Annotated in this window: 17 protein-coding genes; 10 read left to right on the top strand and 7 right to left on the bottom strand. The window is 73.7% G+C overall.

Annotated features, from left to right (window positions below):
* Positions 1-103: 103 nt before the first annotated feature.
* Positions 104-1396, bottom strand: a complete 1293-nt coding sequence (locus ACWEO5_RS23020; RefSeq protein WP_452164173.1) for an ABC transporter substrate-binding protein — start codon at positions 1394-1396, stop codon at positions 104-106.
* Positions 1397-1534: 138 nt separating this feature from the next.
* Positions 1535-3232, bottom strand: coding sequence for a cellulose binding domain-containing protein (locus tag ACWEO5_RS23015; RefSeq protein ID WP_452164172.1), 1698 nt, complete (start codon positions 3230-3232; stop codon positions 1535-1537).
* A gap of 403 nt (positions 3233-3635) precedes the next feature.
* On the opposite strand from ACWEO5_RS23015, the gene ACWEO5_RS23010 reads away from it, so the two are divergent.
* Both ACWEO5_RS23010 and ACWEO5_RS23005 read left to right on the top strand, forming a co-directional pair.
* Entirely contained in the window at positions 3636-4688 is a 1053-nt protein-coding gene (locus ACWEO5_RS23010; RefSeq protein WP_452164171.1) for a LacI family DNA-binding transcriptional regulator, read from the top strand.
* A 140-nt stretch (positions 4689-4828) separates the two neighbouring features.
* Positions 4829-5986, top strand: a complete 1158-nt coding sequence (locus ACWEO5_RS23005) for a hypothetical protein (protein ID WP_452164170.1) — start codon at positions 4829-4831, stop codon at positions 5984-5986.
* Here ACWEO5_RS23005 and ACWEO5_RS23000 read toward each other — a convergent pair.
* Positions 5946-6398 (bottom strand): PaaI family thioesterase, encoded by a 453-nt coding sequence (locus ACWEO5_RS23000; RefSeq protein ID WP_344551845.1) that lies wholly within the window; start codon positions 6396-6398, stop codon positions 5946-5948. The genes ACWEO5_RS23005 and ACWEO5_RS23000 overlap by 41 nt on opposite strands.
* A 150-nt stretch (positions 6399-6548) precedes the next feature.
* On the opposite strand from ACWEO5_RS23000, the gene polA reads away from it, so the two are divergent.
* Together polA and ACWEO5_RS22990 are read left to right on the top strand one after the other, a co-directional pair.
* Positions 6549-9281: a DNA polymerase I gene (gene polA, locus ACWEO5_RS22995; protein WP_452164169.1), complete on the top strand. Its 2733-nt coding sequence runs from the start codon at positions 6549-6551 to the stop codon at positions 9279-9281.
* 43 nt (positions 9282-9324) lie between these two features.
* Positions 9325-9903, top strand: coding sequence for a GNAT family N-acetyltransferase (locus ACWEO5_RS22990; protein WP_452164168.1), 579 nt, complete (start codon positions 9325-9327; stop codon positions 9901-9903).
* A 60-nt stretch (positions 9904-9963) separates the two neighbouring features.
* Here the strand turns inward: ACWEO5_RS22990 and ACWEO5_RS22985 are convergent, their stop codons facing one another.
* Together ACWEO5_RS22985 and ACWEO5_RS22980 are read right to left on the bottom strand one after the other, a co-directional pair.
* The gene (locus ACWEO5_RS22985; protein ID WP_452164167.1) at positions 9964-12633 is read right to left on the bottom strand and encodes an ATP-dependent RNA helicase; all 2670 of its coding nucleotides are present in this window, start codon (positions 12631-12633) and stop codon (positions 9964-9966) included.
* A gap of 5 nt (positions 12634-12638) precedes the next feature.
* The gene (locus tag ACWEO5_RS22980) at positions 12639-13544 is read right to left on the bottom strand and encodes a class I SAM-dependent methyltransferase (protein WP_452164166.1); all 906 of its coding nucleotides are present in this window, start codon (positions 13542-13544) and stop codon (positions 12639-12641) included.
* Positions 13545-14042: 498 nt separating this feature from the next.
* Between ACWEO5_RS22980 and rpsA the strand changes: the two genes are divergently transcribed.
* From rpsA to coaE, 4 genes are all read left to right on the top strand, one after another.
* Entirely contained in the window at positions 14043-15533 is a 1491-nt protein-coding gene (rpsA, locus tag ACWEO5_RS22975) for a 30S ribosomal protein S1 (protein WP_452164165.1), read from the top strand.
* A gap of 345 nt (positions 15534-15878) precedes the next feature.
* Complete coding sequence (locus ACWEO5_RS22970; protein ID WP_452164164.1) at positions 15879-17984, top strand: MMPL family transporter; 2106 nt, start codon at positions 15879-15881, stop codon at positions 17982-17984.
* A 53-nt stretch (positions 17985-18037) separates the two neighbouring features.
* Positions 18038-18682 carry an MBL fold metallo-hydrolase gene (locus tag ACWEO5_RS22965; protein ID WP_452164163.1) on the top strand — a complete coding sequence of 215 codons (645 nt, stop codon included), beginning with the start codon at positions 18038-18040 and terminating at the stop codon, positions 18680-18682.
* 149 nt (positions 18683-18831) lie between these two features.
* Positions 18832-19428 (top strand): dephospho-CoA kinase, encoded by a 597-nt coding sequence (coaE, locus tag ACWEO5_RS22960; protein ID WP_452164162.1) that lies wholly within the window; start codon positions 18832-18834, stop codon positions 19426-19428.
* A gap of 7 nt (positions 19429-19435) precedes the next feature.
* Here the strand turns inward: coaE and ACWEO5_RS22955 are convergent, their stop codons facing one another.
* Both ACWEO5_RS22955 and ACWEO5_RS22950 read right to left on the bottom strand, forming a co-directional pair.
* The gene (locus ACWEO5_RS22955) at positions 19436-20041 is read right to left on the bottom strand and encodes a hypothetical protein (RefSeq protein ID WP_452164161.1); all 606 of its coding nucleotides are present in this window, start codon (positions 20039-20041) and stop codon (positions 19436-19438) included.
* A 458-nt stretch (positions 20042-20499) separates the two neighbouring features.
* The gene (locus tag ACWEO5_RS22950) at positions 20500-20712 is read right to left on the bottom strand and encodes a hypothetical protein (RefSeq protein ID WP_452164160.1); all 213 of its coding nucleotides are present in this window, start codon (positions 20710-20712) and stop codon (positions 20500-20502) included.
* Between ACWEO5_RS22950 and ACWEO5_RS22945 the strand changes: the two genes are divergently transcribed.
* Positions 20623-20850 (top strand): hypothetical protein, encoded by a 228-nt coding sequence (locus ACWEO5_RS22945; protein ID WP_452164190.1) that lies wholly within the window; start codon positions 20623-20625, stop codon positions 20848-20850. The two genes, ACWEO5_RS22950 and ACWEO5_RS22945, sit on opposite strands and share 90 nt — an antisense overlap.
* Before the next feature lie 117 nt (positions 20851-20967).
* A partial coding sequence (locus ACWEO5_RS22940) for a helix-turn-helix domain-containing protein (RefSeq protein ID WP_452164159.1) occupies positions 20968-21340 on the top strand: 373 nt, incomplete at its 3' end.

Below are 21340 nucleotides of genomic sequence, written 5' to 3'. Positions count from 1 at the left end.
GCACAGAAGCCCGGAAGCACACTGCCGCCCCACCCGTCACGGACGGGTGGGGCGGCATAGCAGCTTTACCGGTTCACTAGCGGCGGCGGCGCTCCGGGGGCGCTCAGCCCGCGGCCTTCTGCGCCCTCCCCCAGCGCCGGTTGAGGTCGGCGAAGTAGGAGTCCAGGTCGCCGGGGGCGGCGCCGGTCGCCAGGTCCACCAGCTTGCGCCGGTAGTCGGGCGCGTCCAGGCCGATGCCCGCCGCCTTGTCGATCGCGTCGACCTTCGCCAGTTGCTCCCGGGTCTGCGGGATCATCCGCACCGCCCGGTCGTCCAGCGGCTGCAGCGAGGCGGGCAGCTTCGCCCCGCGCACCGAGGAGATCGACTCGTCGTCGGCGGCGCTGCCGGAGCGGGTGATGTACCACTCCAACCACGCCTTCGCGGCGTCCTGGTGGGGCGAGTGCACGTTCACCGCGTACTTGTAGTCCGGCTGCACGACGGTGCAGAAGTGCCCGTCGTGCTGCACCGGCAGCGGCATGAACCCGATGTCGTCCGGGTTCGCCCCCGCCCTGGTAGCCGCCTCGCGCATCTGCGAGACCGCCCAGGAGCCCAGCTCCATGGTGGCGACCCGGCCGGTGCCGAGCAGCTGCTTGGACTGCTCCCAGTCGGTGGCCTGCGGCTCGGACTCGGCGAGCTTCTCGTGGACGGCCCGGTACAGCAGGCTGTCGATCTCGTACAGGTCCCCGCCGGGCGTCCAGGGGGCCGCGGTGGCGGCCAGCCTGTCCCGCGCGGTGTTGTCGCAGCTGGGCACGCCGATCGCGTCCGACCACTGCCGCAGCGGCCAGCCGTCGTGGTAGTTGGTGTAGTACGGGATGGCCTGGGTCTTCTCCTTGACCGCCTTCAGGTCGGCGATGAACCGGTCCGGGGTGGCCGGCCACTCGGTGATCCCGGCCTTCGCCCACACCGCCTTGTTGTAGACCAGCCCGGAGGCGATGCCGATGTTGGCGATGCCGTACACGTGCTCGTCGACGGTGCCGTAGTCGATGTAGTCGAAGGTGTCGGACAGCTCGCGCGAGTTCCCCAACGAGCTGAAGTAGGTGGGGAACCGGCCCGCGTCCAGGCTGTCCGGGATCAGCAGCACGTCCCCGTAGTTGCCCTCGGCCAGCCGTTTGCCGACCTCGCCCTCGTAGTCCACCAGGCCCTCGAAGTTCACCTGCACCTTCGGGTAGAGCTTGTTGAACTCGGCCGCGTACTTCTTCAGCAGCCCGCTGTTCACCTGGTCCACCCGGTTGGTCAGCACGGTGATCGACCCGGTCACCTTCGACCGGTCGGCCTCCGCCACCACCCCCTTGAGCGGGGCGGGACCGCCGTCGGTGCACCCGCCCAGGGCCAGGGCCAGTGCGGTCGCCGTGCCCACGGCGGTCCATCCTCTGCGCATCGCTTCCTCGTGCTCGTACTCGTGCTCGTGCTCGTGCTCGGCCCCCGGCCCCCGGCCCCCGGCCGTCCGGCAGTCGACGTGACAACTCCCGGACAGCCAGGGGTGGTTGACTTGCCGTCAGTAGGTGCCGCAGACCTGGCCGTTGAGCGTGAAGGCGGCCGGGGTTCCGTTGGTGCCCACGGTGGAGGTGCCGCTGAAGCCGAAGTTGACGCTTCCGCCGGCCGCGATCACCGTGTTGTAGCCGGAAGGGTTGCTCGCCACCACCTGCTTGCCGGTCTGCACCGGCACCGCGTTCCACATGTTGGTGACCTTCTGGTCACCGGGGAACGAGAACGCCACCTGCCAGCCGTTGACCGGCGCGCCGCCGGTGTTCTTCACCGTCACGTCGCCGTTGAAGGTGCTGCCCCAGTCCGACAGCCCGTAGTGCACCGAGCAACTCCCGGCGGACGGCGGGGTGCTGGCGCTCGCCGACGCCGACGCCGACGCGCTCGCGGACGCGCTCGCCGACGCACTGGCACTGGCGGACGCGGAAGCACTCGCACTCGCACTCGCGCTGACGCTCGCGCTCGGCGTGGGGCTGGAAGTACCGGTGGTCAGGCCGGACTTGGCACGCATCCGGTCCGAGTGGGCGCGGAACACCGAGAGTTCGGGCGCCCCGGCCAGCACGCCGAACTTGCCGTCCACGTTGTGGTCCGCGTACCACCAGAACGCGCTGCCGTCGCCGCCGGCCGCCTCGAAGTCGGGGTAGAGCTGGCCCCACCAGGCCGAGCGGTCCACGTTGTGCACGTTGAACTCGCCCATGAAGAACGGCTTTCCGACCTTGTCGTGCGAGTCGGCGATCCAGGAGCGGATCAGCGTCTTGGTCTGGTCGATGCTCAGGTTCGCCCAGGATTCGGTCGGGTACGGGTGCGCGGAGGTGTAGTCGAGGTACGGCGACTGCTGCACGTAGACGAAGGGGTTGCCCTCGTCCCCGCCGAAGCCGTAGTTGCTGCCGTGGCCCTCCAGCCCGACGCCCAGCAGGTGCTTGGAGTCGATGCCCTTCACGAACGCGCCCATCTCGTCCACCCAGGCCCGCAGCGTCGTCCCGTTGACGTTCTCGGCGGCGCTCTGGTCCTGGTACCGGGGCTCGTTCATCAGGTCCCAGGCGAAGATGGTCGGGTCGTCCTTGTACTTGACGCCGCTGTAGTGGTTGACCCGGTTCAGCGCGTACGAGACGTAGTTCTTGTACGAGGTGAAGCAGCCGGGGCAGCGGGTCTTGTCGAAGAACGCGGCCCGGCCGGGCTGGCCGCCGGAGAGGCCCTCCCACTGCAGGCGGGTGTCGATGCCGCCGTACGCCTCCCAGTAGTTCTCGAACACCGGGACGAGGCGGATGCCGTGGGCCTTGGCGGACTGGATGATGTAGTCGAACTGGGCGAACTCCTGCTCGTCGTAGACGCCCTTGGTCTTCTCGAAGCCGTGCCAGTTCTCGTGGCTGAACATCCACAGCCGGACCACGTCGACCTTGTCGGCCTGCAGGTTGGCGAACTGGGCGTCGATCCGGGCCTTGTCCATGAACTGGGTCTCGGTGTCGCCGTAGCTGCCGCCGTAGGTGAACATGTCGTAGGTGTTGGTGCCCGCGAAGTAGTACTCCTTGCCGTCCAGGCAGAAGTGCGTGCCGCAGCGGGTGGCGAACGAGTCCGCCCCGGCGGCCTGCGCGGTGTCGGCCCGGCCGAGGGTCAGGCCGGCCGCGGCGACCGAGGCGGCGAGCAGCAGGGCCATCGGCGCCAGGCGCTTGGCGGAGGTGCGGGGGCGGTGGTGCTGGAGTCTCGGGTTCACGCGAGTGCCTTTCGTCCCGGGTGTGGGGGGTGGGGGTGCGGGTGGGAGGTGCCCCGGCCGCCGGGTGTCCCAATCACGGCGGCTCGGGGCCGCGGTGCGGACGGCGACGTTCGTTGGGGCGTGCCGTCCGCACCGGGTCTTGCGGGGAAGTGCTCCTCTTGCGCGGGGCAGGCGTCCAGCGGCCTGCCCGATCGGTTGGTTAACCGATTAAGGCGTGAAGACCGTACGGGTGGGCCGACATCGTTGTCAACGGGTGGTTAACCGTTTGTTGCCAAGCCGCTCCGCGCCGGGGTGCCGGGCTACAACGGGCGGGAGGCGCGTAGTAGCTTGAGAGGGCACAACAGGCCCGCGTCCGGCACCGGCAGGAACGACGGGCGGCCGACGAGCAGTCCTGAAAGGTTCCGTGGAGCAGGTGTCCCAGCAGCAGAGCCCGCCGGCGAAGCGGCCGACCATCGCCGACATCGCCAAGATCGTGGGCGTGTCCAAGGTCTCCGTCTCCAACGCCTTGAACGGTCAACCAGGCGTCTCGGACGCCACCCGCGCCAAGATCGCCGCCGTCGCCGAGGAGCTCGGCTTCGTCCGCAACAGCGCCGCCCGCGCCCTCAGCGGCGCCAAGGCCGCCGCCGTCGGCCTCGCGCTCTGCCGGCCCGCCCGGATGCTCGGCACCGAACCGTTCTTCATGGAGCTGATCGGCGGCATCGAGAAGGTGCTCTCCGACGCCTCCTACTCGCTCGCCCTCCAGGTCGTCTCCGACCACGAGCGCGGCCTGGAGGCGTACCGCCGTTGGTGGGGCGAGCGGCACATCGACGGCGCGATCCTGGTCGACCTGCGCCGCGACGACGCCCGGGTGCCCGCCCTGGAGGAGATGGGCCTGCCCACCGTCGTCATCGGCCACCCCTCCGGCTCCGGCAGGCTCACCCCCGTCTGGTCCGACGACGCCGCCGCCGTCCGCGAGACCCTGGAGTACCTGGCCGCGCTCGGCCACCGCCGGGTCGGCCGGATCGCCGGCCTGACCGGCCTGGTGCACACCGCCATCCGCGACGAGGCGTTCACCGCGGCCTGCGCCGACCTCGGCCTGGACGCGCTGCCCACCGTCCACACCGACTACACCGGCGAGGAGGGCGCCCGCGCCACCCGCCGCCTGCTGCTCTCCCCCGCCCGCCCCACCGCGATCCTCTACGACAACGACATCACCGCCGTCGCGGGCCTCTCCGTCGCCCAGGAACTCGGCCTCTCCGTCCCCCGGGACCTCTCCCTGGTCGCCTGGGACGACTCCCCCCTCGTCCAGGTCGTCCGCCCGCCGCTGACCGCGCTCAGCCGCGACATCCACGCCTACGGCGCGCACGCCGCCCGCACCCTGCTCGACCTGATCGCCGGCCGTCCCGTCACCGGCTACGAGGACCAGGCCCCCCAGCTCACCCCGCGCGGCTCCACGGCCGCCCCGCCCGCCCGCTGAGCCCGGCCCCGGCGCACCGGCGGTAGGGTCCCGTCCGTCCCCGGACCGGTCGAGGAGTCGTGCAGCGGATGAGGTCACCCGAGGAGCTGGGCTAGGTCGACTGGGCCGCGCTGGAGCACGCGTACGGGTCGGCCGAGGACGTGCCGGGGCTGCTGGCGGCGCTGTACGGGGAGGATCCGGCGGCCGTCGACGAGGCCGAATACGAGCTGGTCGGCGCCGTCTGCCACCAGGGCAGCGTGTACTCGGCCTCGGCGGCCGCCGTCCCGTTCCTGGCGCACGCGGTCCGGCACGCGCCGCTCCGGGAGGCCCGGCAGCAGGCGGTGGCGCTGCTCTTCCTGATGGCGGAGCACGAACCGGAGGAGGCCGGGGCGCCGCGCCGGGCGGATGGGGCGACGGCGGCGGTCTGCGCCGAGCTGTGCCGGGTGCTGCCCGACCTGCTGCCGTGCCTGGCGGACCCCGACCAGGAGACCCGGCAGCTCGCGCTGCGCCTGCTGGCCTCGGTCGCGGACGTGCTGCCCGCGGCCCGGCGGGCCGGGCTGGTCGAGCTGCTGACCGGGGTCTTCGAGGCGGACGCCGCACCGGCCGTCCGGGCCGACGCGCTGCTCGCCCTCGACCGCTTCGGGGTGCGACTCGCCTTCCTGGAGAGTCCGTTCGCCGAGATTCGGCAGGTCTCGGCGGTGCTGGCCGCCGACCGGCACGGCCCGCCGTACCCGGCCGGGGCGGTCGAGGTGTTCGCCGCCGACGGGCCCTCCGGCGGGCCCGGCCCGCTGTGGCCGGTCACCGGGGAACCGGCGGAGCACCTCACCCGGCTGCTGCGGCGCGACCCGGACGCGGCGCTCGCCGTCGCGGGCCGCTGGATCGCCGCCGGGGACGAGGGCGGCCACGGCAGCCGGCTGGCCGAGCGGGTGGTGGAGGGCTGGCGGGACCGCGAGGCCGAGGTGCTCGACCTGGTGCCGGCCGCGCTCCCCCACCACCGCGACGACCCGGCCCCCCGGCTGCGCACCGCCGCCCACTGGATCGAGCACCTGCGCACCCCGCCCGCCGCCCTGCTGGACGCCCTGCACGCCCACCTGGACCGGGACCCGCTCGCCCTGCTAGTGCCGCGTCAGGCGACCTTCGCCCGTCGCGACGCCCGGCACGCACTCTCGCCGCACCGGCCGAAAACCCAAGTACATCCAGTACGAGGGCTTCCGGCCGGCACGCCGAGAGCACGCACCGGACGCCGCTCCTTCACGGCAAAGGCTGCCTGGCGCGGCACTAGAGGTCGCGCAGCATGCAGGTCAGCCGGCAGGAGGTGATCCGGCGGCCGGTGTCGTCCGTCACCGCGATCTCGTACGTCGCCGCGGTGCGGCCCTTGAACACCGCCGTCGCCACGCCCGTCACCAGCCCGGAGGTCGCCGAGCGGTGGTGCGTCGCGTTCAGGTCCACGCCCACCGCGTAGCGGCCGGGCCCGGCGTGCAGCATCGCGCCGATCGACCCCAGCGTCTCGGCCAGCGCCGCCGACGCCCCGCCGTGCAGCAGCCCGTACGGCTGCTGGTTGCCCTCCACCGGCATCGTTCCGACCACCCGGTCCGGGGACGCCTCGACGATGGTGATGCCCAGCTTCTCGCCCAGGTGCCCGCCGGAGAAGGTCTCCGGGTCCACCCCGAGCTTGGCGAAGTGGTCCAGCACGTCCTGGGGCACTTTCAGTACGGGCGCCGCGTCGGTCATGGTGCTCCCTGCTTCCGGGTTCGCTTCGTTGCGCGTCGATCGTACGACTGTCTACCCGCCAGTAGGGAGGCGCTCCGCGCCGCGCCGGAGATGTCGGCCGCGCCCCCTAGGATCGGGGAGGCAGAGCAACCGGCAGGAACGGGACGTGACGTGGCGACACAGGGTGCGGGCAAGAGTGCGGCCGGGCGGCCCCGGCTGATGCTGCTGGACGGGCATTCGATGGCCTACCGGGCCTTCTTCGCCCTGCCGGTGGAGAACTTCTCCACCGCGACCGGCCAGCACACCAACGCGGTCTACGGCTTCGCCTCGATGCTGGCCAACACCGTCCGGGACGAGCGGCCCACCCACCTCGCGGTCGCCTTCGACCTGTCCCGGCAGACCTTCCGGTCCGCCGAGTACCCCGAGTACAAGGCCAACCGCTCCGCCACGCCTGACGAGTTCCGCAGCCAGATCCCGTTGATCGGCGAACTCCTGGACGCCATGCGGGTGCCCCGGATCACCGCCGAGAACTTCGAGGCCGACGACGTCATCGCCACCCTGGCCACCGCCGCCGCGGCCGAGGGCTTCGAGGTGCTGGTCGTCACCGGCGACCGGGACTCCCTCCAGCTGGTCACCGAGGACGTCACGGTGCTGTACCCGACCAAGGGCGTCTCCGAACTGACCCGCTACACCCCGGAGAAGGTCGCCGAGAAGTACGGCGTCCGCCCCGACCAGTACCCGGACCTCGCCGCCCTGCGCGGCGACCCGTCCGACAACCTGCCCGGCATCCCCGGCGTCGGTGAGAAGACCGCCGCCAAGTGGGTCAACCAGTACGGCTCCTTCGCCGAACTGGTCGAGCACGCCGACGAGGTCAAGGGCAAGATCGGCGAGAAGCTCCGCGAGCACCTCGACTCGGTCAAGCGCAACCGCTTCCTCACCGAACTCGTCCGGGACGTCGAACTCCCGCTCGGCGTCGCCCAGTTGGAGCGCGCCCCGTTCGACAAGGACGAGGTCGCCCGGCTGATGGAGGCGCTGGAGTTCCGCAACCCCAACTTCCGCGACCGGGTGGCCGGCATCGACCCGGCCGGCGCCGAGTCCGCCGCCGCCGTCGAGGTCCCGGCCGGCCCCGCCGTCGACGGCGACCTGCTCACCGAACCCGGCGCGCTCGCCGACTGGCTGGAGCAGCACACCGGCGAGGCCGGGCGCACCGCCCTCGCCGCCGACTACACCTGGGCCCTGGGCAGCGGCAAGGTCGACCAGATCGGCCTCGCCACCGGCACCGCCGCCGCCTGGTTCGACCCCGCCGCCCTCGCCGAGGACGACGACCGCGCCTTCACCGCCTGGCTCGCCGACCCCAAGCGCCCCAAGGCCCTGCACATCGCCAAGCAGGTGATGCGGGCCTTCGCCGAGCAGGGCTGGCAGTTCGCCGGCGTCACCGCCGACACCGCGCTCGCCGCCTACCTGGAGAAGCCCGGCCGCCGCGCCTTCACCCTCGACGTCCTCGCCGAGGAGTACCTCGGCCGCTCGCTCGCCCCCGCCGCCGAGGCCGAGACCGGCCAGCTCAGCTTCGACTCCGACGAGCCCGACCCGACGGCCGGCGCCCAGGCCCTGATGACCCGGGCCCGCGCCGTCCACGACCTGGCCGTCCTGTTCGACACCCGGCTCGCCGAGGTCGGCGCGGTCGAGCTGTTCCACGACATGGAACTGCCGATCGCCGAACTCCTCGCCCGGATGGAACGGCACGGCATCGCGGCCGACCGCGAGTGGCTCCAGGGCCTGGAGGCCCGGTTCGCCGTCGAGATCCAGCGCTGCGTCGAGCAGGCGCACGCCGCCGCCGGCCGCGAGTTCAACCTCGGCTCGCCCAAGCAGCTCCAGGAGGTCCTGTTCGGTGACCTCGGCCTGCCCAAGACCAAGAAGATCAAGACCGGCTACACCACCGACGCCGACGCCCTCACCTGGCTCGCCACCCAGACCACCAACGAACTCCCGGTGATCCTGCTCCGCCACCGGGACCAGGCCAAGCTCCGCACCACCGTCGAGGGCCTGCTCAAGACCGTCTCCCCGCAGGGCCGGATCCACACCACCTTCAACCAGATGGTCGCCGCCACCGGCCGGCTCTCCTCCCAGGACCCGAACCTGCAGAACATCCCGGTCCGCACCGAGGAGGGCCGCGCCATCCGCCGCGCCTTCGTGGTCGGCGCGGGCTACGAGACGCTGCTCACCGCCGACTACTCGCAGATCGAACTGCGCATCATGGCCCACCTCTCCGAGGACGAGGCCCTGATCGAAGCCTTCACCAGCGGCGAGGACCTGCACACCACCGTCGCCTCCCAGGTGTTCTCGGTCGCCCCGGCGGACGTCGACGCCGAGATGCGCCGCAAGATCAAGGCCATGTCGTACGGCCTCGCCTACGGCCTGTCCGCCTACGGCCTCTCCCAGCAGCTCGGCATCAAGCCCGCCGAGGCCCAGGGCCTGATGGACACCTACTTCGAGCGCTTCGGCGGCGTCCGCGACTACCTGAACGACGTGGTCGAGGAGGCCCGCGCCGTCGGCTACACCGAGACGCTGCTCGGCCGCCGCCGCTACCTGCCCGACCTCACCAGCGACAACCGGCAGCGCCGCGAGATGGCCGAGCGGATGGCCCTCAACGCGCCCATCCAGGGCTCCGCCGCCGACATCGTCAAGATCGCCATGCTCCGGGTCGACGAGGCCCTGCGCGCCGCCGGGCTCACCACCCGGATGCTGCTCCAGGTGCACGACGAAATCGTCCTGGAGGTCGCCCCCGGCGAGCGCGAGCAGGTCGAGGCGCTGGTCCGCGAGCAGATGGCCGGCGCGTACCCGCTGCGCGCCCCGCTCGACGTCTCGGTCGGCGCCGGGGCGAACTGGGAGGCCGCGGCGCACTGATATCCCGTTGCGGACGTCCGGCCGGTCCTCCGAGACTGGCCGGATGACCGCCATCGCGACCTTCGCCGACAAGCCCACCCTGGTGGGGGAGAAGGTCCTCCTGCGGCCCGTCCGGCCGGAGGAGGACCTCCCCATGCTCCGCGCCACGATCGACGACCCGGACGTGCTCCGCTACACCTCCGACTCCTACACCCCGGTCGCCCCCGGGTGGGACGAGGCCAGGGAGCGCCGCCTCGTCGACTGGTACACCACCCGCAACGACCAGCCCGACCGCCTCGACCTGATCGTCGTCGACCGCGCCACCGGCCGCGGCGTCGGCGAAGTCGTCCTCAACGAGTGGGACGAACCCAACCGCGCCTGCAACCTCCGCATCGCCCTCGGCCCCGACGGCCGCGACCGCGGCCTCGGCACCGAAGCCGTCCGCCTCCTCACCGGCCACGCCCTCCGCACCCTCGGCCTCAACCGCGTCTCGCTCTCCGTCTACGCCTTCAACCCCCGGGCCCGACGCGCCTACGAGAAGGCCGGGTTCAAGGTCGAGGGGGTCCGCCGGCAGGTGCTGCGCCACGCGGACGAGTGGATCGACGACATCGACATGGCGGCCCTCGCGGAGGACTGGGCCTGACGGCCCGCCGCCCACTCGCGCGCCCGCGGCGCCGGGCGGCGCGGCGTCACCTGCGCGGCGTCACTTGCGGGGGTTGGCCCGGCGGGTGGCCTCCGCCGTCGTCGGGTCCTCCGGCCAGGGGTGGCGGGGGTAGCGGCCGCGGAGGTCGGCGCGGACGGCGGGGTAGCCGGTGCGCCAGAAGGACGCGAGGTCGCCGGTGACGGCGGCCGGCCGCCCGGCCGGCGAGAGCAGGTGGACGGTGAGCGGGACCCGCCCGCCGGCCAGGGCGGGGGCCGCGGACCAGCCGAACAGCTCCTGCAGCTTGGCCGCGAGGACGGGCCGTTCGGGGTCGGACGCGTAGTCGACCCGGATCCGGCTGCCGCTCGGCACGGCGATCCGCTCCGGGGCGAGTTCGTCCAGCCGTCCGGCCTGGCCGCCCGCCCAGGGCAGCAGCCGCTGCAGCGCGGCGGCGGTGTCGATCCGCTCCAGGTCGGCGCGGCGCCGGGCCCGGGACAGCTCCGGCTCCAGCCACCGCCCGGCGGCGGCCAGCAGCGCCGCGTCCGCGACGTCCGGCCACGGCTCGCCGACCGCCCGGTGCAGGAAGGCGAGGCGCTCGCGCAGGCCGTTCGCGGCGGGGGACCAGTGCAGCAGCGCGGAGACGCCCTCCCGTTCCAGGCCCTCCAGCAGCGCGGACCGCACCAGCGCCGGATCGGGCGCCGGGAGCGGCACGGCGGCCAGTTCGATGGCCCCCAGCGCCTCCACCCGCCGGGCGGTCACCTCCCGCTGCCGCACCGACCAGTGCACCTCCTCGCGGGAGCCCAGCAGCGGCGCGGCCGCCCGCCGGGCGGTCGCCTCGTCCACCGCGACCGCCCGCAGCACCCGCGCGGACGGCGCCCCGGCGGGCCGGTCCGCCACCGCGACGGCCAGCCAGCCACCGGCCGGCAGCCGCGAACCGGGCGGCAGCCGGGCCGCCGTCCCGGACGCCATCAGGTACGCCCCGTCCCCGCCCTCCCGGGCCCGCGCCACCCGCTCCGGGTACGCCAGCCCGACCACCAGCCCGGCCGCGACGGCGTCGGACAGCCCGGACGCGGCGCCGGACGCCGCGGCCTCCCGGCCGGGGCGCCCGCCATCGGCTGCGCCGCGCCGGCCGGCGCCGGCAGCCGCGGCCTGCCGTTCCGCCGCGCGGCTGCCGCCGCCCGGTCCGGCGGTCGGGCCGTCGCCGTCCGGGCCGTCCGCCGTGTTCGTGTCGCCGTCCGGGCCGGTCAGCGCGCGCTCCAGGCGGCGGGTCTCGTCCTTCCAGCGGCGGGCGTACGGGTCGGCGGGGGAGCGGCGGACGGCGCGGTGGATCTCGGCGAGGTCGTCGCCGAGGGCGCGCGGGGGTTCTTCGGAGAGCAGGGCGACGAGTTCGGCGGCGCGGCGGGGGCCGACGGCGGGGGCGCCGTCGAGCAGGGCGCGGGCCAGCCGGGGGTGCAGGCCGGTGCGGGCGATGGCGCGGCCGCGGTCGGTGGGGCGGCCGGCGGCGTCGACGGCGGCCAGGGCGCGCAGCACCTCGCGGGCGGCGGCCATCGCGCCCGCCGGCGGCGGGTCGGGGAGGGTGAGCCCGGTGGCGTCGGGGTCGCCCCAGCAGGCGGCCTGGAGGGCGAAGGGGGTGAGGTCGGCGAGGGCGATCTCGGGGGTGGGGAAGCGGGCGGCGCGGGCGTCCTCGGCCTCGGCCCAGCAGCGGTAGACGGTGCCGGGGGCCTCGCGTCCGGCGCGTCCGGCGCGCTGCCGGGCGGCGGCCAGCGAGGTGCGGACGGTGACCAGCGCGGACAGGCCGCGGGCGTGGTCGGTGCGCGGCTCCCTGGTCAGCCCGGAGTCGACCACCACCCGGACGCCGGGCACGGTCAGCGAGGACTCGGCGACCGAGGTGGCCAGCACCACCCGCCGCCGCGTCCCGGGGCTCAGCGCGGCGTCCTGCACGGCCTGCGGCGCCTGCCCGTGCAGGTGCAGGACCTCGACGTCCTCGGCGGCCAACTGCCCGGCCACCCGGGCGATCTCGCCGACGCCGGGCAGGAAGCAGAGCACGTCGCCGTCGCGTTCGGCCAGCGCCCGGCGGACCGTCGCCGCGACGTGCGCGAGCAGTGCCGGGTCGACCCGGGTGCCGTGCGCGGGGCGGACGGCGGCGGGCGGCGGGGCCCAGACGGTCTCCACCGGGTGCGAGACGCCCTCGGCGGCCACCACCGGCGCGCCGCCGAGCAGTTCGGCCCAGGCGTCGGTGTCGGCGGTCGCGGAGGCCAGCAGCAGCCGCAGTTCGGGGCGGAGCGCGGCCCGGACGTCCAGCAGGAAGGCGAGCGCGGTGTCGGCGTCCAGGTGCCGTTCGTGGCACTCGTCGAGCACCACCGCGTCCACGCCCGGCAGTTCGGGGTCGCGCTGCAGGCGCTGCAGCAGGACGCCGGTGGTGACCACCTCGACCCGGGTGCCGGGTCCGGCCTGCCGCTCGCCGCGCACGGTGAACCCGACCGAGGCGCCGACCGGCTCCTCCAGCAGCCAGGCCATCCGGCGGGCGGCGGCCCGGACCGCCAGCCGGCGCGGTTCGGCCACCAGCACCCGGCGCGGCGGGCCGCCGAGCAGGCCGGCCAGGGCGAGCGGCACCAGGGTGGTCTTGCCGGTGCCGGGCGGTGCGGAGAGCACCGCCGCGCCGCTGCGGTCCAGTGCGGCGGCCAGTGCGGGGAGCACCGAGCTGACGGGCAGGTCGAGCCCCCCGGGGCGCACCGCGGTCAGCCGTTCCGGCGGGCGACGAAGATCGCCGTCCCGGGGATGTGCTCGCCGCGCAGCGGGCTCCAGCCGCCCCACTCCTGCTCCAGCCCCTCCGGCCACTCCGGCTCGACCAGGTCGAGCAGGGTGAACCCGGCGGCGACCAGCTCCCGGACCCGGTCGCCCAGGGTGCGGTGGTGCTCGACGTAGGTGGCGGTGCCCTGCTCGTCCTGCTCGACGTACGGGGTGCGGTCGAAGTACGAGGAGGTGGCGGTCAGGCCCTCCACGCCGGGCTCGTCGGGGAACGCCCAGCGGATCGGGTGGGTCACCGAGAACACCCAGCGCCCGCCGGGCCGCAGCACCCGGTGCACCTCGCGCATCAGCCGCTCGGTGTCGGCGCTGAACGGCACCGCGCCGTACGCCGAGCAGGCGTGGTCGAAGGAGCCGTCGGCGAACGGCAGCACCGAGGCGTCGGCCTGCACCACGGCGACGGGCTCCAGGCCGCGGCCCAGGTCGATCCGGCGGGAGTGCTGCAGCTGCCGGTAGGAGATGTCCAGCGCGACCGGGCGGGCGCCCCGCGCGGCCAGCCAGCGCGAGCACTGCGCGGCGCCGGAGCCGATCTCCAGCACGTCCGCGCCCTTCAGTTCGGCCGGGTCGCCGAGCAGCCGGGCCTCGGCCTCGTCCACGCCCTCCGGGCACCAGGTGAACCGGTCGTCGCCGAGGAACTCGCCGTGCTCGTCCTGGTAGTCGTCGGCGTTGCGGTCCCACCAGTGCCGGCTGGCCCGGCTCGACTCCTGCGCCCCGGCGTCCCGTCGCAGCGCCTCGTCGCCGTCCTCCTCCTCGTCCGGCTGCCCGGGGGAGGAGGGGACGTCGTACCCGGCCGGGTCGTAGTCGCGGGGTTCGGCGTCGCCGGGGGTGGGGTGGGTCATGGAAATCCGTCACCTGGTGCATCGGGGGCCCGGCCGGGGCCGGGGCGGGCGGGGCCCCTGGCGCGAGCCGGGGCGGGACGTCAAGTAGGCTATGGCCTTGCGGAAGCGCTGCTGCTGCGGAGCCGGTCCCGATCGGGGGCCGGGTCGGGCGGTGGCATCCGGGGTAGGGCCGGTGCTCCAGCCGCCGCGAGGTGCGCCATCGGAGGATATGGCCTGATCCGTCCCGGCCTCCACCGTCTCGTCGGCTTCGACGTTGACCGTGCCCGGGTGTCCCCGTATGCTACAAGTTGCGCTGCGGGCCTGCGCGCCTCGGACGGAGCAGGTCGCGCTCGCATCTGTCGAAGACCCCACGGTCGTCAGACGGACACCGGGATCCTGTCGTTGCGGGAGTCCTTTCGGTGGGCCGTTTTCTGGCCTGTACGGCTTTCGGTGGGAGCGATCAGGGCCCTCCGCGTGGCATTACTACGACTTCATGTCCGTACCGGAGCCCTTTTCCTAATGACGAGCCCCACCGACACCTCTGTCAGCACCACCCCGCAGGTCGCGGTCAACGACATCGGCGACGCGGACGCGTTCCTCGCCGCGATCGACGAGACCATCAAGTACTTCAACGATGGCGACATCGTCGAGGGCATCATCGTGAAGGTCGACCGTGACGAGGTGCTCCTCGACATCGGTTACAAGACCGAGGGTGTCATCCCCTCCCGCGAGCTCTCGATCAAGCACGACGTTGACCCGCACGAGGTCGTCAAGGTCGGCGACGAGATCGAGGCCCTGGTTCTCCAGAAGGAGGACAAGGAGGGTCGTCTCATCCTGTCCAAGAAGCGTGCGCAGTACGAGCGCGCCTGGGGCACGATCGAGAAGATCAAGGAAGAGGACGGCATCGTCACCGGTACCGTCATCGAGGTCGTCAAGGGTGGTCTCATCCTCGACATCGGCCTCCGTGGCTTCCTCCCGGCCTCGCTGGTCGAGATGCGCCGCGTCCGCGACCTCCAGCCCTACGTGGGCAAGGAGCTTGAGGCGAAGATCATCGAGCTGGACAAGAACCGCAACAACGTGGTCCTGTCCCGCCGCGCCTGGCTGGAGCAGACCCAGAGCGAGGTCCGCCAGACCTTCCTCACCACCCTGCAGAAGGGCCAGGTGCGCTCCGGCGTCGTCTCCTCGATCGTCAACTTCGGTGCGTTCGTCGACCTCGGCGGCGTCGACGGTCTGGTGCACGTCTCCGAGCTGTCCTGGAAGCACATCGACCACCCGAACGAGGTTGTCGAGGTCGGCCAGGAGGTCACCGTCGAGGTTCTCGACGTGGACATGGACCGCGAGCGCGTCTCCCTGTCGCTGAAGGCGACCCAGGAGGACCCGTGGCAGCAGTTCGCCCGGACCCACCAGATCTCGCAGGTCGTCCCGGGTAAGGTCACCAAGCTGGTTCCGTTCGGTGCGTTCGTCCGCGTGGACGAGGGCATCGAGGGCCTGGTCCACATCTCCGAGCTGGCCGAGCGCCACGTCGAGATCCCGGAGCAGGTCGTCCAGGTCGGCGACGAGATCTTCGTCAAGGTCATCGACATCGACCTTGAGCGCCGCCGCATCAGCCTCTCGCTGAAGCAGGCCAACGAGTCCCTCGGTGCCGACCCGGCGTCGGTCGAGTTCGACCCGACCCTGTACGGCATGGCCGCGTCCTACGACGACCAGGGCAACTACATCTACCCGGAGGGCTTCGACCCCGAGGCGAACGACTGGCTGCCCGGCTTCGAGAAGCAGCGCGAGGAGTGGGAGCGGCAGTACGCCGAGGCCCAGTCCCGCTTCGAGCAGCACCAGGCCCAGGTCATCAAGTCCCGCGAGGCCGACGCGGCTGCCGCCGCCGAGGCCGGCGAGGAGGCCCCGGTCTCCGGTGGCGGCTCGTACTCCTCCAGCAGCGACGAGACCTCCGGCGCGCTCGCCTCGGACGAGGCCCTGGCCGCGCTCCGCGAGAAGCTGGCCGGCGGCCAGAGCTGAAGCACCGCGCTTCGGCAGCTGCCTAGCTGACTGAACAGCGACCCCCGTTCCAGGGTTTCCTGGGGCGGGGGTCGCTGTTTCGCGCTGCCCGCCCACCCGTGCGCGCACCGCTGGGCGGGTGGCTGGGGCGTGGGGCTTAAGTGGCGTTTATGTGAAGGGAATTGTGAGATGAGGCTCATCGTCCGTCTATAGGACGAAAGCGTGGTCACGCATACATTGAGGGGACTTGTCCGAAAGGCTCCCCGCATGCGCAGCTCCCGCTCCACCGCAGCAGAGGTCCAGGTTTCCCAGGTTCCCGGCCGGTTGGCCGCTCTGGGGCGAGTGTGTTTCCGGCACCGTCGTTGGGTGTTGGCGTTCTGGGCGCTGGTGCTCGCGGTGGGGGTGGTGATCGGCGGGCGGGTGTTCGAGGGGTCGGTGGCGTCGACCGGCAGCGGGGGGTCGGAGTCGGCGGCGGGCAGTGCCGTCGTGCAGGCGGCGGACCCGGTGCGGGGCACCGTGACCGCGGTGGTGGACGGGCCCGAGGTGGGCGGCGCCGGCGTGCGGGCGGCGGTCGAACGGGCGAGCGCGGAGGTGGCGAAGCTGCCGGGCGTGGTCTCGGTGGCGGACACGTACGCGACGGGCGGGCAGCTGACCGCGGGCGACGGCAAGGCGTCGCTGGTGAACGTGCGGATGGCGGACGGTTCGACGGCCAAGCAGCTGGCGGCGGTCACCGACCGGCTGGAGCGGATCGACGCGGACGGCGCGCACACCGTGGTCGGCGGCGATCTGGTGCTGCAGCAGGAGGTCAAGGACCAGACCGCGAAGGACACCCGTTTCGGTGAGATCGTCACGCTGCCGTTGACGCTGATCGTGATGGTGCTGGTGTTCGGCGGCCTGGCCGCGGCGGGCCTGCCCGGCATCGGGGCGATCGCCTCGGTGGGCGGGGCGCTGCTGGCGATGTTCGGTTTCAGCCGGATCATGGACATCGACACCTCGGTGCTGCCGATCGCCACCGTACTGGGCCTGGGCCTGTCGATCGACTACGCGCTGCTGATGGTGAACCGGTTCCGGGAGGAGCGCGGCCACGGCGCGGACATCGCGCAGGCGGTCGAGCGGACGGCGGCCACGGCCGGCCGGACGGTGGCGTTCTCCGGCCTGACGGTGGCGGTCGCGCTGAGCGGGCTGTTCGTGTTCACCAGCCCGGTGTTCCGGGCGGTCTCGGCGGCGGGCGTCAGCGTGGTGGTGATCGCGGTGGCGGCGGCGCTGACGCTGGTGCCGGCGCTGCTGGGCTTCATGGGGTCGAAGATCAAGGCGCCGACCGCGCCCGTCCCGGACGAGGGCTTCTTCTCCCGGACGGTGCGCCGGGTGCAGCGCCGGGCGGTCCCGGTGATGCTGGCCTGCGTGGCGCTGCTGCTGGCGGCGGGCGCGCCGTTCCTGGGCTCGGAGTTCCGCAACTCGGGCGCCGACGTGCTGCCGAAGAGCTTCGCGTCCCGGCAGGTCGCCGAGACCGTCGAGGCGCGCTTCCCGAACCAGGCCCCGGCGGCCGTCCAGGTGGTCGTCGAGGGCTCGTCGCAGCAGGCGCAGCAGTACGCGGACCGGGTGGTCCCGCAGCTGCCGGGCGTGGCGGGCGTCCGGGCGGTGACGCCGGTCTCGGACGGCGTGCAGACCGTGGACGTGCTGGTGAACGGCGACCCGCAGGGTGCGGAGGCCAAGAAGGTGGTCGGCGAGCTGCGGGCGGAGCGCGGCGGGCTGGACACGTACGTGACGGGCGACGCGGCCTCGCTGGTGGACTTCCAGCACGAGATCGGCTCGCGCGGGCCGTGGGCGCTGGCCCTGGTCGCCGCCGGGACGCTGGTGCTGCTGTTCATGATGACCGGCTCGGTGGTGCTGCCGGTGAAGGCGCTGCTGATGAACGTGCTGTCGCTGGGGGCGTCGCTGGGCGCGCTGACCCTGGTGTTCCAGCACGGGTACTTCAGCTCGCTGCTCGGGTTCACGCCGACCGGCGGCCTGGAGACGGTGATCCCGGTGCTGGTGTTCGCCTTCGCGTTCGGGCTGTCGATGGACTACGAGGTGTTCCTGCTCTCCCGGATCAAGGAGCTGCACGACCAGGGGTACGACTGCGCGAAGTCGGTGGAGCTGGGCCTGCAGCGCAGCGGTCGGATCATCACCTCGGCCGGGCTGCTGATGGTGATCGTGTTCGCCGGGTTCGCCGCCGGGCAGATGCTCATGGTCAAGCAGATGGGCATCGCGCTGGCCGTCGCCGTCGCGGTGGACGCCACCCTGGTCCGGACCCTGCTGGTGCCCGCCACCATGACCCTGTTCGGCCGCCTCAACTGGTGGGCGCCCGCCCCGCTGCGCCGCCTGCACCGGATCATCGGCCTGCACGAGCACGTCGAACTGCCGCCGCTGCGCCCGGTGGTGCTGCCCGTGCCCCGGCTGGTGAAGCCGCGCGGCCTGGTGGGCACGCCCTAGGTCTTCTCCGGCCCGGGCCCCCTCCGGCCCGGGCCCGGTCGTACGCTGGCCGCATGCGACTGACGAAGTACGGCCACGCCTGCGTCCGGATCGAGCACGCCGAGGGGGCGGTGCTGATCGACCCCGGCATGTTCTCCGGCCCGGAGGTGGTGGCGGGCGTGAGCGCCCTGCTGATCACCCACGAGCACGCCGACCACTTCACCGAGGAGCAGGTCCGGGCCGCCGTCGAGGCCAACCCGGGCCTGCGGGTGTACACCAACTCCTCGGTGGCCCGGCAGCTGGACGGCATCGGCGCCAAGGTCACGGTGGTCGGCGACGGCGACGCGTTCGACCTGGACGGGCTGCCGGTCACGGTGCACGGCGAGTGGCACGCGGAGATCCACGCCGACATCCCGCGGATCCCGAACATCGGCTTCCTGCTGGGCGGCCGGGCCTTCCACCCGGGCGACGCGCTGACCGTCCCGCCGGACACCGTGGACACCCTGCTGCTGCCGCTCGGCGCGCCCTGGCTGCGGGCCGGCGAGCTGGTCGACTACCTGCGCGACGCCCGGCCCCGGCAGGCGGTGGCGATCCACGAGGCGACGCTCAGCGAGGCCGGGCAGGCCATCCACGGGCGGCTGCTCGGCCCGCAGGGCCCGGGCACCGGCGGCGTGGAGTACCGGACGCTGGCCGCCGGGGAGTCCCTGGACCTGGCCTGACCCCGGCTGACCCCGCCGGGCCCGCTCCGGACCCGCTCCGGACCCGACCCGGACCCGACCCGGAACCGGCCCGGCGCCGGGAAACGGGCACCGCCGCCCGCCGCCGCCCTCCCCGGTCCCGCCGCCGCCCGCCCCGGTAGCCTGACGGCATGCTGAGGATCGGACTGACCGGCGGGATCGGCGCGGGCAAGAGCGAGGTCTCCCGCCAACTGGCCGCGCGCGGCGCGGTGATCGTCGACTCGGACGTGATCGCCCGCGAGGTGGTCGCCGCCGGGACGCCCGGACTGGCGGCCGTCGTCGCCGGGTTCGGGCCCGGCGTGCTGCTCCCCGACGGCACGCTGGACCGTCCCGCGCTGGGCCGGGTGGTGTTCGCCGACCCGGCCCGGCTGGCGGAGCTGAACGCCATCGTCCACCCGCTGGTCCGGGCCCGCTCCGCCGAACTGGAGGCCGCCGCGGGCCCGGACGCGATCGTGGTGCACGACGTCCCGCTGCTCGCCGAGAACGGCCTCGCCCCGCTGTACGACCTGGTCGTGGTGATCGACGTCCCGGACGCGGAACGGCTGCGCCGCCTGGTCGAGCTGCGCGGCATGGCCGAGGACGAGGCCCGGGCCCGGATGGCCGCCCAGGCGAGCCGCGAGGAGCGCCTGGCCATCGCCGACCTGGTCCTCGACAACAGCGGCGACCTGGAGCAACTGACCGACCGCGTCGACGGGTTGTGGCGGGAACTGGAGCGGCGCCGGGCCTGACGACCGGTCAGGGCAGCAGGTTGAACACCGTGTCGCTGTACTTCGTGCCGGTGCCGGCCTGGGCGCGCAGGTAGGTGTTCTTGTCCTGGTAGTCCTCCAGGTCGGACGGGATGGACACCTCGACCGAGAAGGCGCCGGCGGAGTCGGACTTGGTGTCCCGCAGGTCCCGGTGCTGGTACTCCAGACCCTCGGTCCCGACCACGAAGGAGATCCGGACGACCGTGTCGGGCGGGAACCCCTGCCCGGTGAGCACCGTCCGCGTCCCGCCGCGCCCGGTGTCCGGCGAGGCCAGCAGCACCCGGGCGGCGCTCGCGGCCGGGCCGGTCGGCACCCCGCTGGGCAGGGCGTCGACCGGCGGCGCGGTGGCCGGCGGGGCGGCGGCCGTCACGGTCGCGGTGACGGTGACCGTCACGGTCGGCTGCGGCCCGCCGTCGGGGGCGGCCTGCGACTGGGTGAGGTAGCCCCCCGCGAACCCGGCACCCAGGGTGGCGACGCCGACCAGGGCGGTCACCACCGCGCTCCAGCCCTGCAGGTCGAGCCGGCGGGACGGCGGTGCGGGCGGCGGTGCGGTCGGGTACGGCGGCGTCCCGTCGGGTGAGGTCGGCGCGGTCAAAGAGATCCCCCGTGCTGATCGGCGAAGTCCTGGTTACCACAGTGCGGCGTTTCGTGTCCCGACCGGTTCGTCCCCGTACGGATGTCGCGGGCAAACGCCCCGGGTCCGTTCCGCGGCGCGTTCGGTCCGCGGCGCGCCGCCGGGTGCGGGGCGCTGACCGGGGCGCGACGGTGGACGGGGGAGCGCGCGGGCCCGGACGGACCGGTGCGGGACGGCGACGGGAAGCCGGTGCTGCTGGCGGCCGCCCCGCCGGTGGGGCGGCTGAACGGCGCCGAGGACACCCCTGGGCCCGGTGTGCGCGAGCGGCGTGGCGGTGGTGCTGGAGGCCGGGCGGGCCGCCGCGCACGACACCAGGGCGGTCATCCCGCTGGTGCCGGCGGTGGTGCTGCTGATCCTGGCGGCGCTGCTGCGGGCGGTGGTCGCGCCGCTGGTGCTGTCGTACGCGGCGGCGCTCGGCATCAGCGCGTTCTTCTTCCTCCTTCGCGCACGTCTTCCACGTCGAGGGCCAGGACCAGGCGTTCCCGGTCCTGGCCGCGACCTTCGCCGTCCTCGGCACCCTCCCCGTCGCGGGCTTCGCCGGGATCGGCTTCGCGGTCGCCCTCGGCGTCCTGCTCGACACCCGCCTCGCCCGCTCGATGCTGGTCACCGCCCTCACCGCCGACCTCGACCACCGCACCTGGCGGCCCGGCCGCCTCGCCCGCGCCGGGCCCGGGTCGCCGCCGGCCGGTGCCAGGTCGCCCGCCGGGGGCCGAGGGGTGCCCGGCCGGGTGGCCTGCCAGCGGAATTGGCAACGGGAAACCGTTCCGTAACGCTCCGGAAGCGATCAGTCGCATGCCAAGATTCCCTCGGAGCGCCGGGGAGCGCTCCCGAACCGCACATCCCGCGCACCCGTCCGTGCCAGGGACGTACCCAGGGGGTGATTTGGCATGCTCGCGTCTCGTCGTTTCGGGGCCGAACTGCGCCGGCTGCGCGAGGAAAACGGCCTCTCGCTCGAAGGGCTCGCCCGACAACTCAGCTACAGCAAGGGTTACTTGAGCAAGGTCGAGAGCGGCCAGCGGAAAGCCTCCCAGGAACTCGCCCGCCGCTGCGACGCCCTGCTCGGCGCCGAGGGCCGCCTCCAGCAACTCGCCGTCCGCCCCGTCCCCGCCCCGGCCGCCGACCGCACCGCACCCGGCGACTGGCCCCGCATCCACCCCGGGGACGCCGGGGGCGGGAGCGGCGGCGCGGAGGGCGGGCGGGCTCCCCCCCGGCCCGGCCGGGGCGGCGGCCGCCCCGGCGCCGCGGACCCCCCGCCCGAGC

It is taken from the genome of Kitasatospora sp. NPDC004272 (assembly GCF_053603035.1).
The sequence above is the reverse complement of the archived record's forward strand: the minus strand, read 5'-3'. Positions and strand labels throughout refer to the sequence as shown.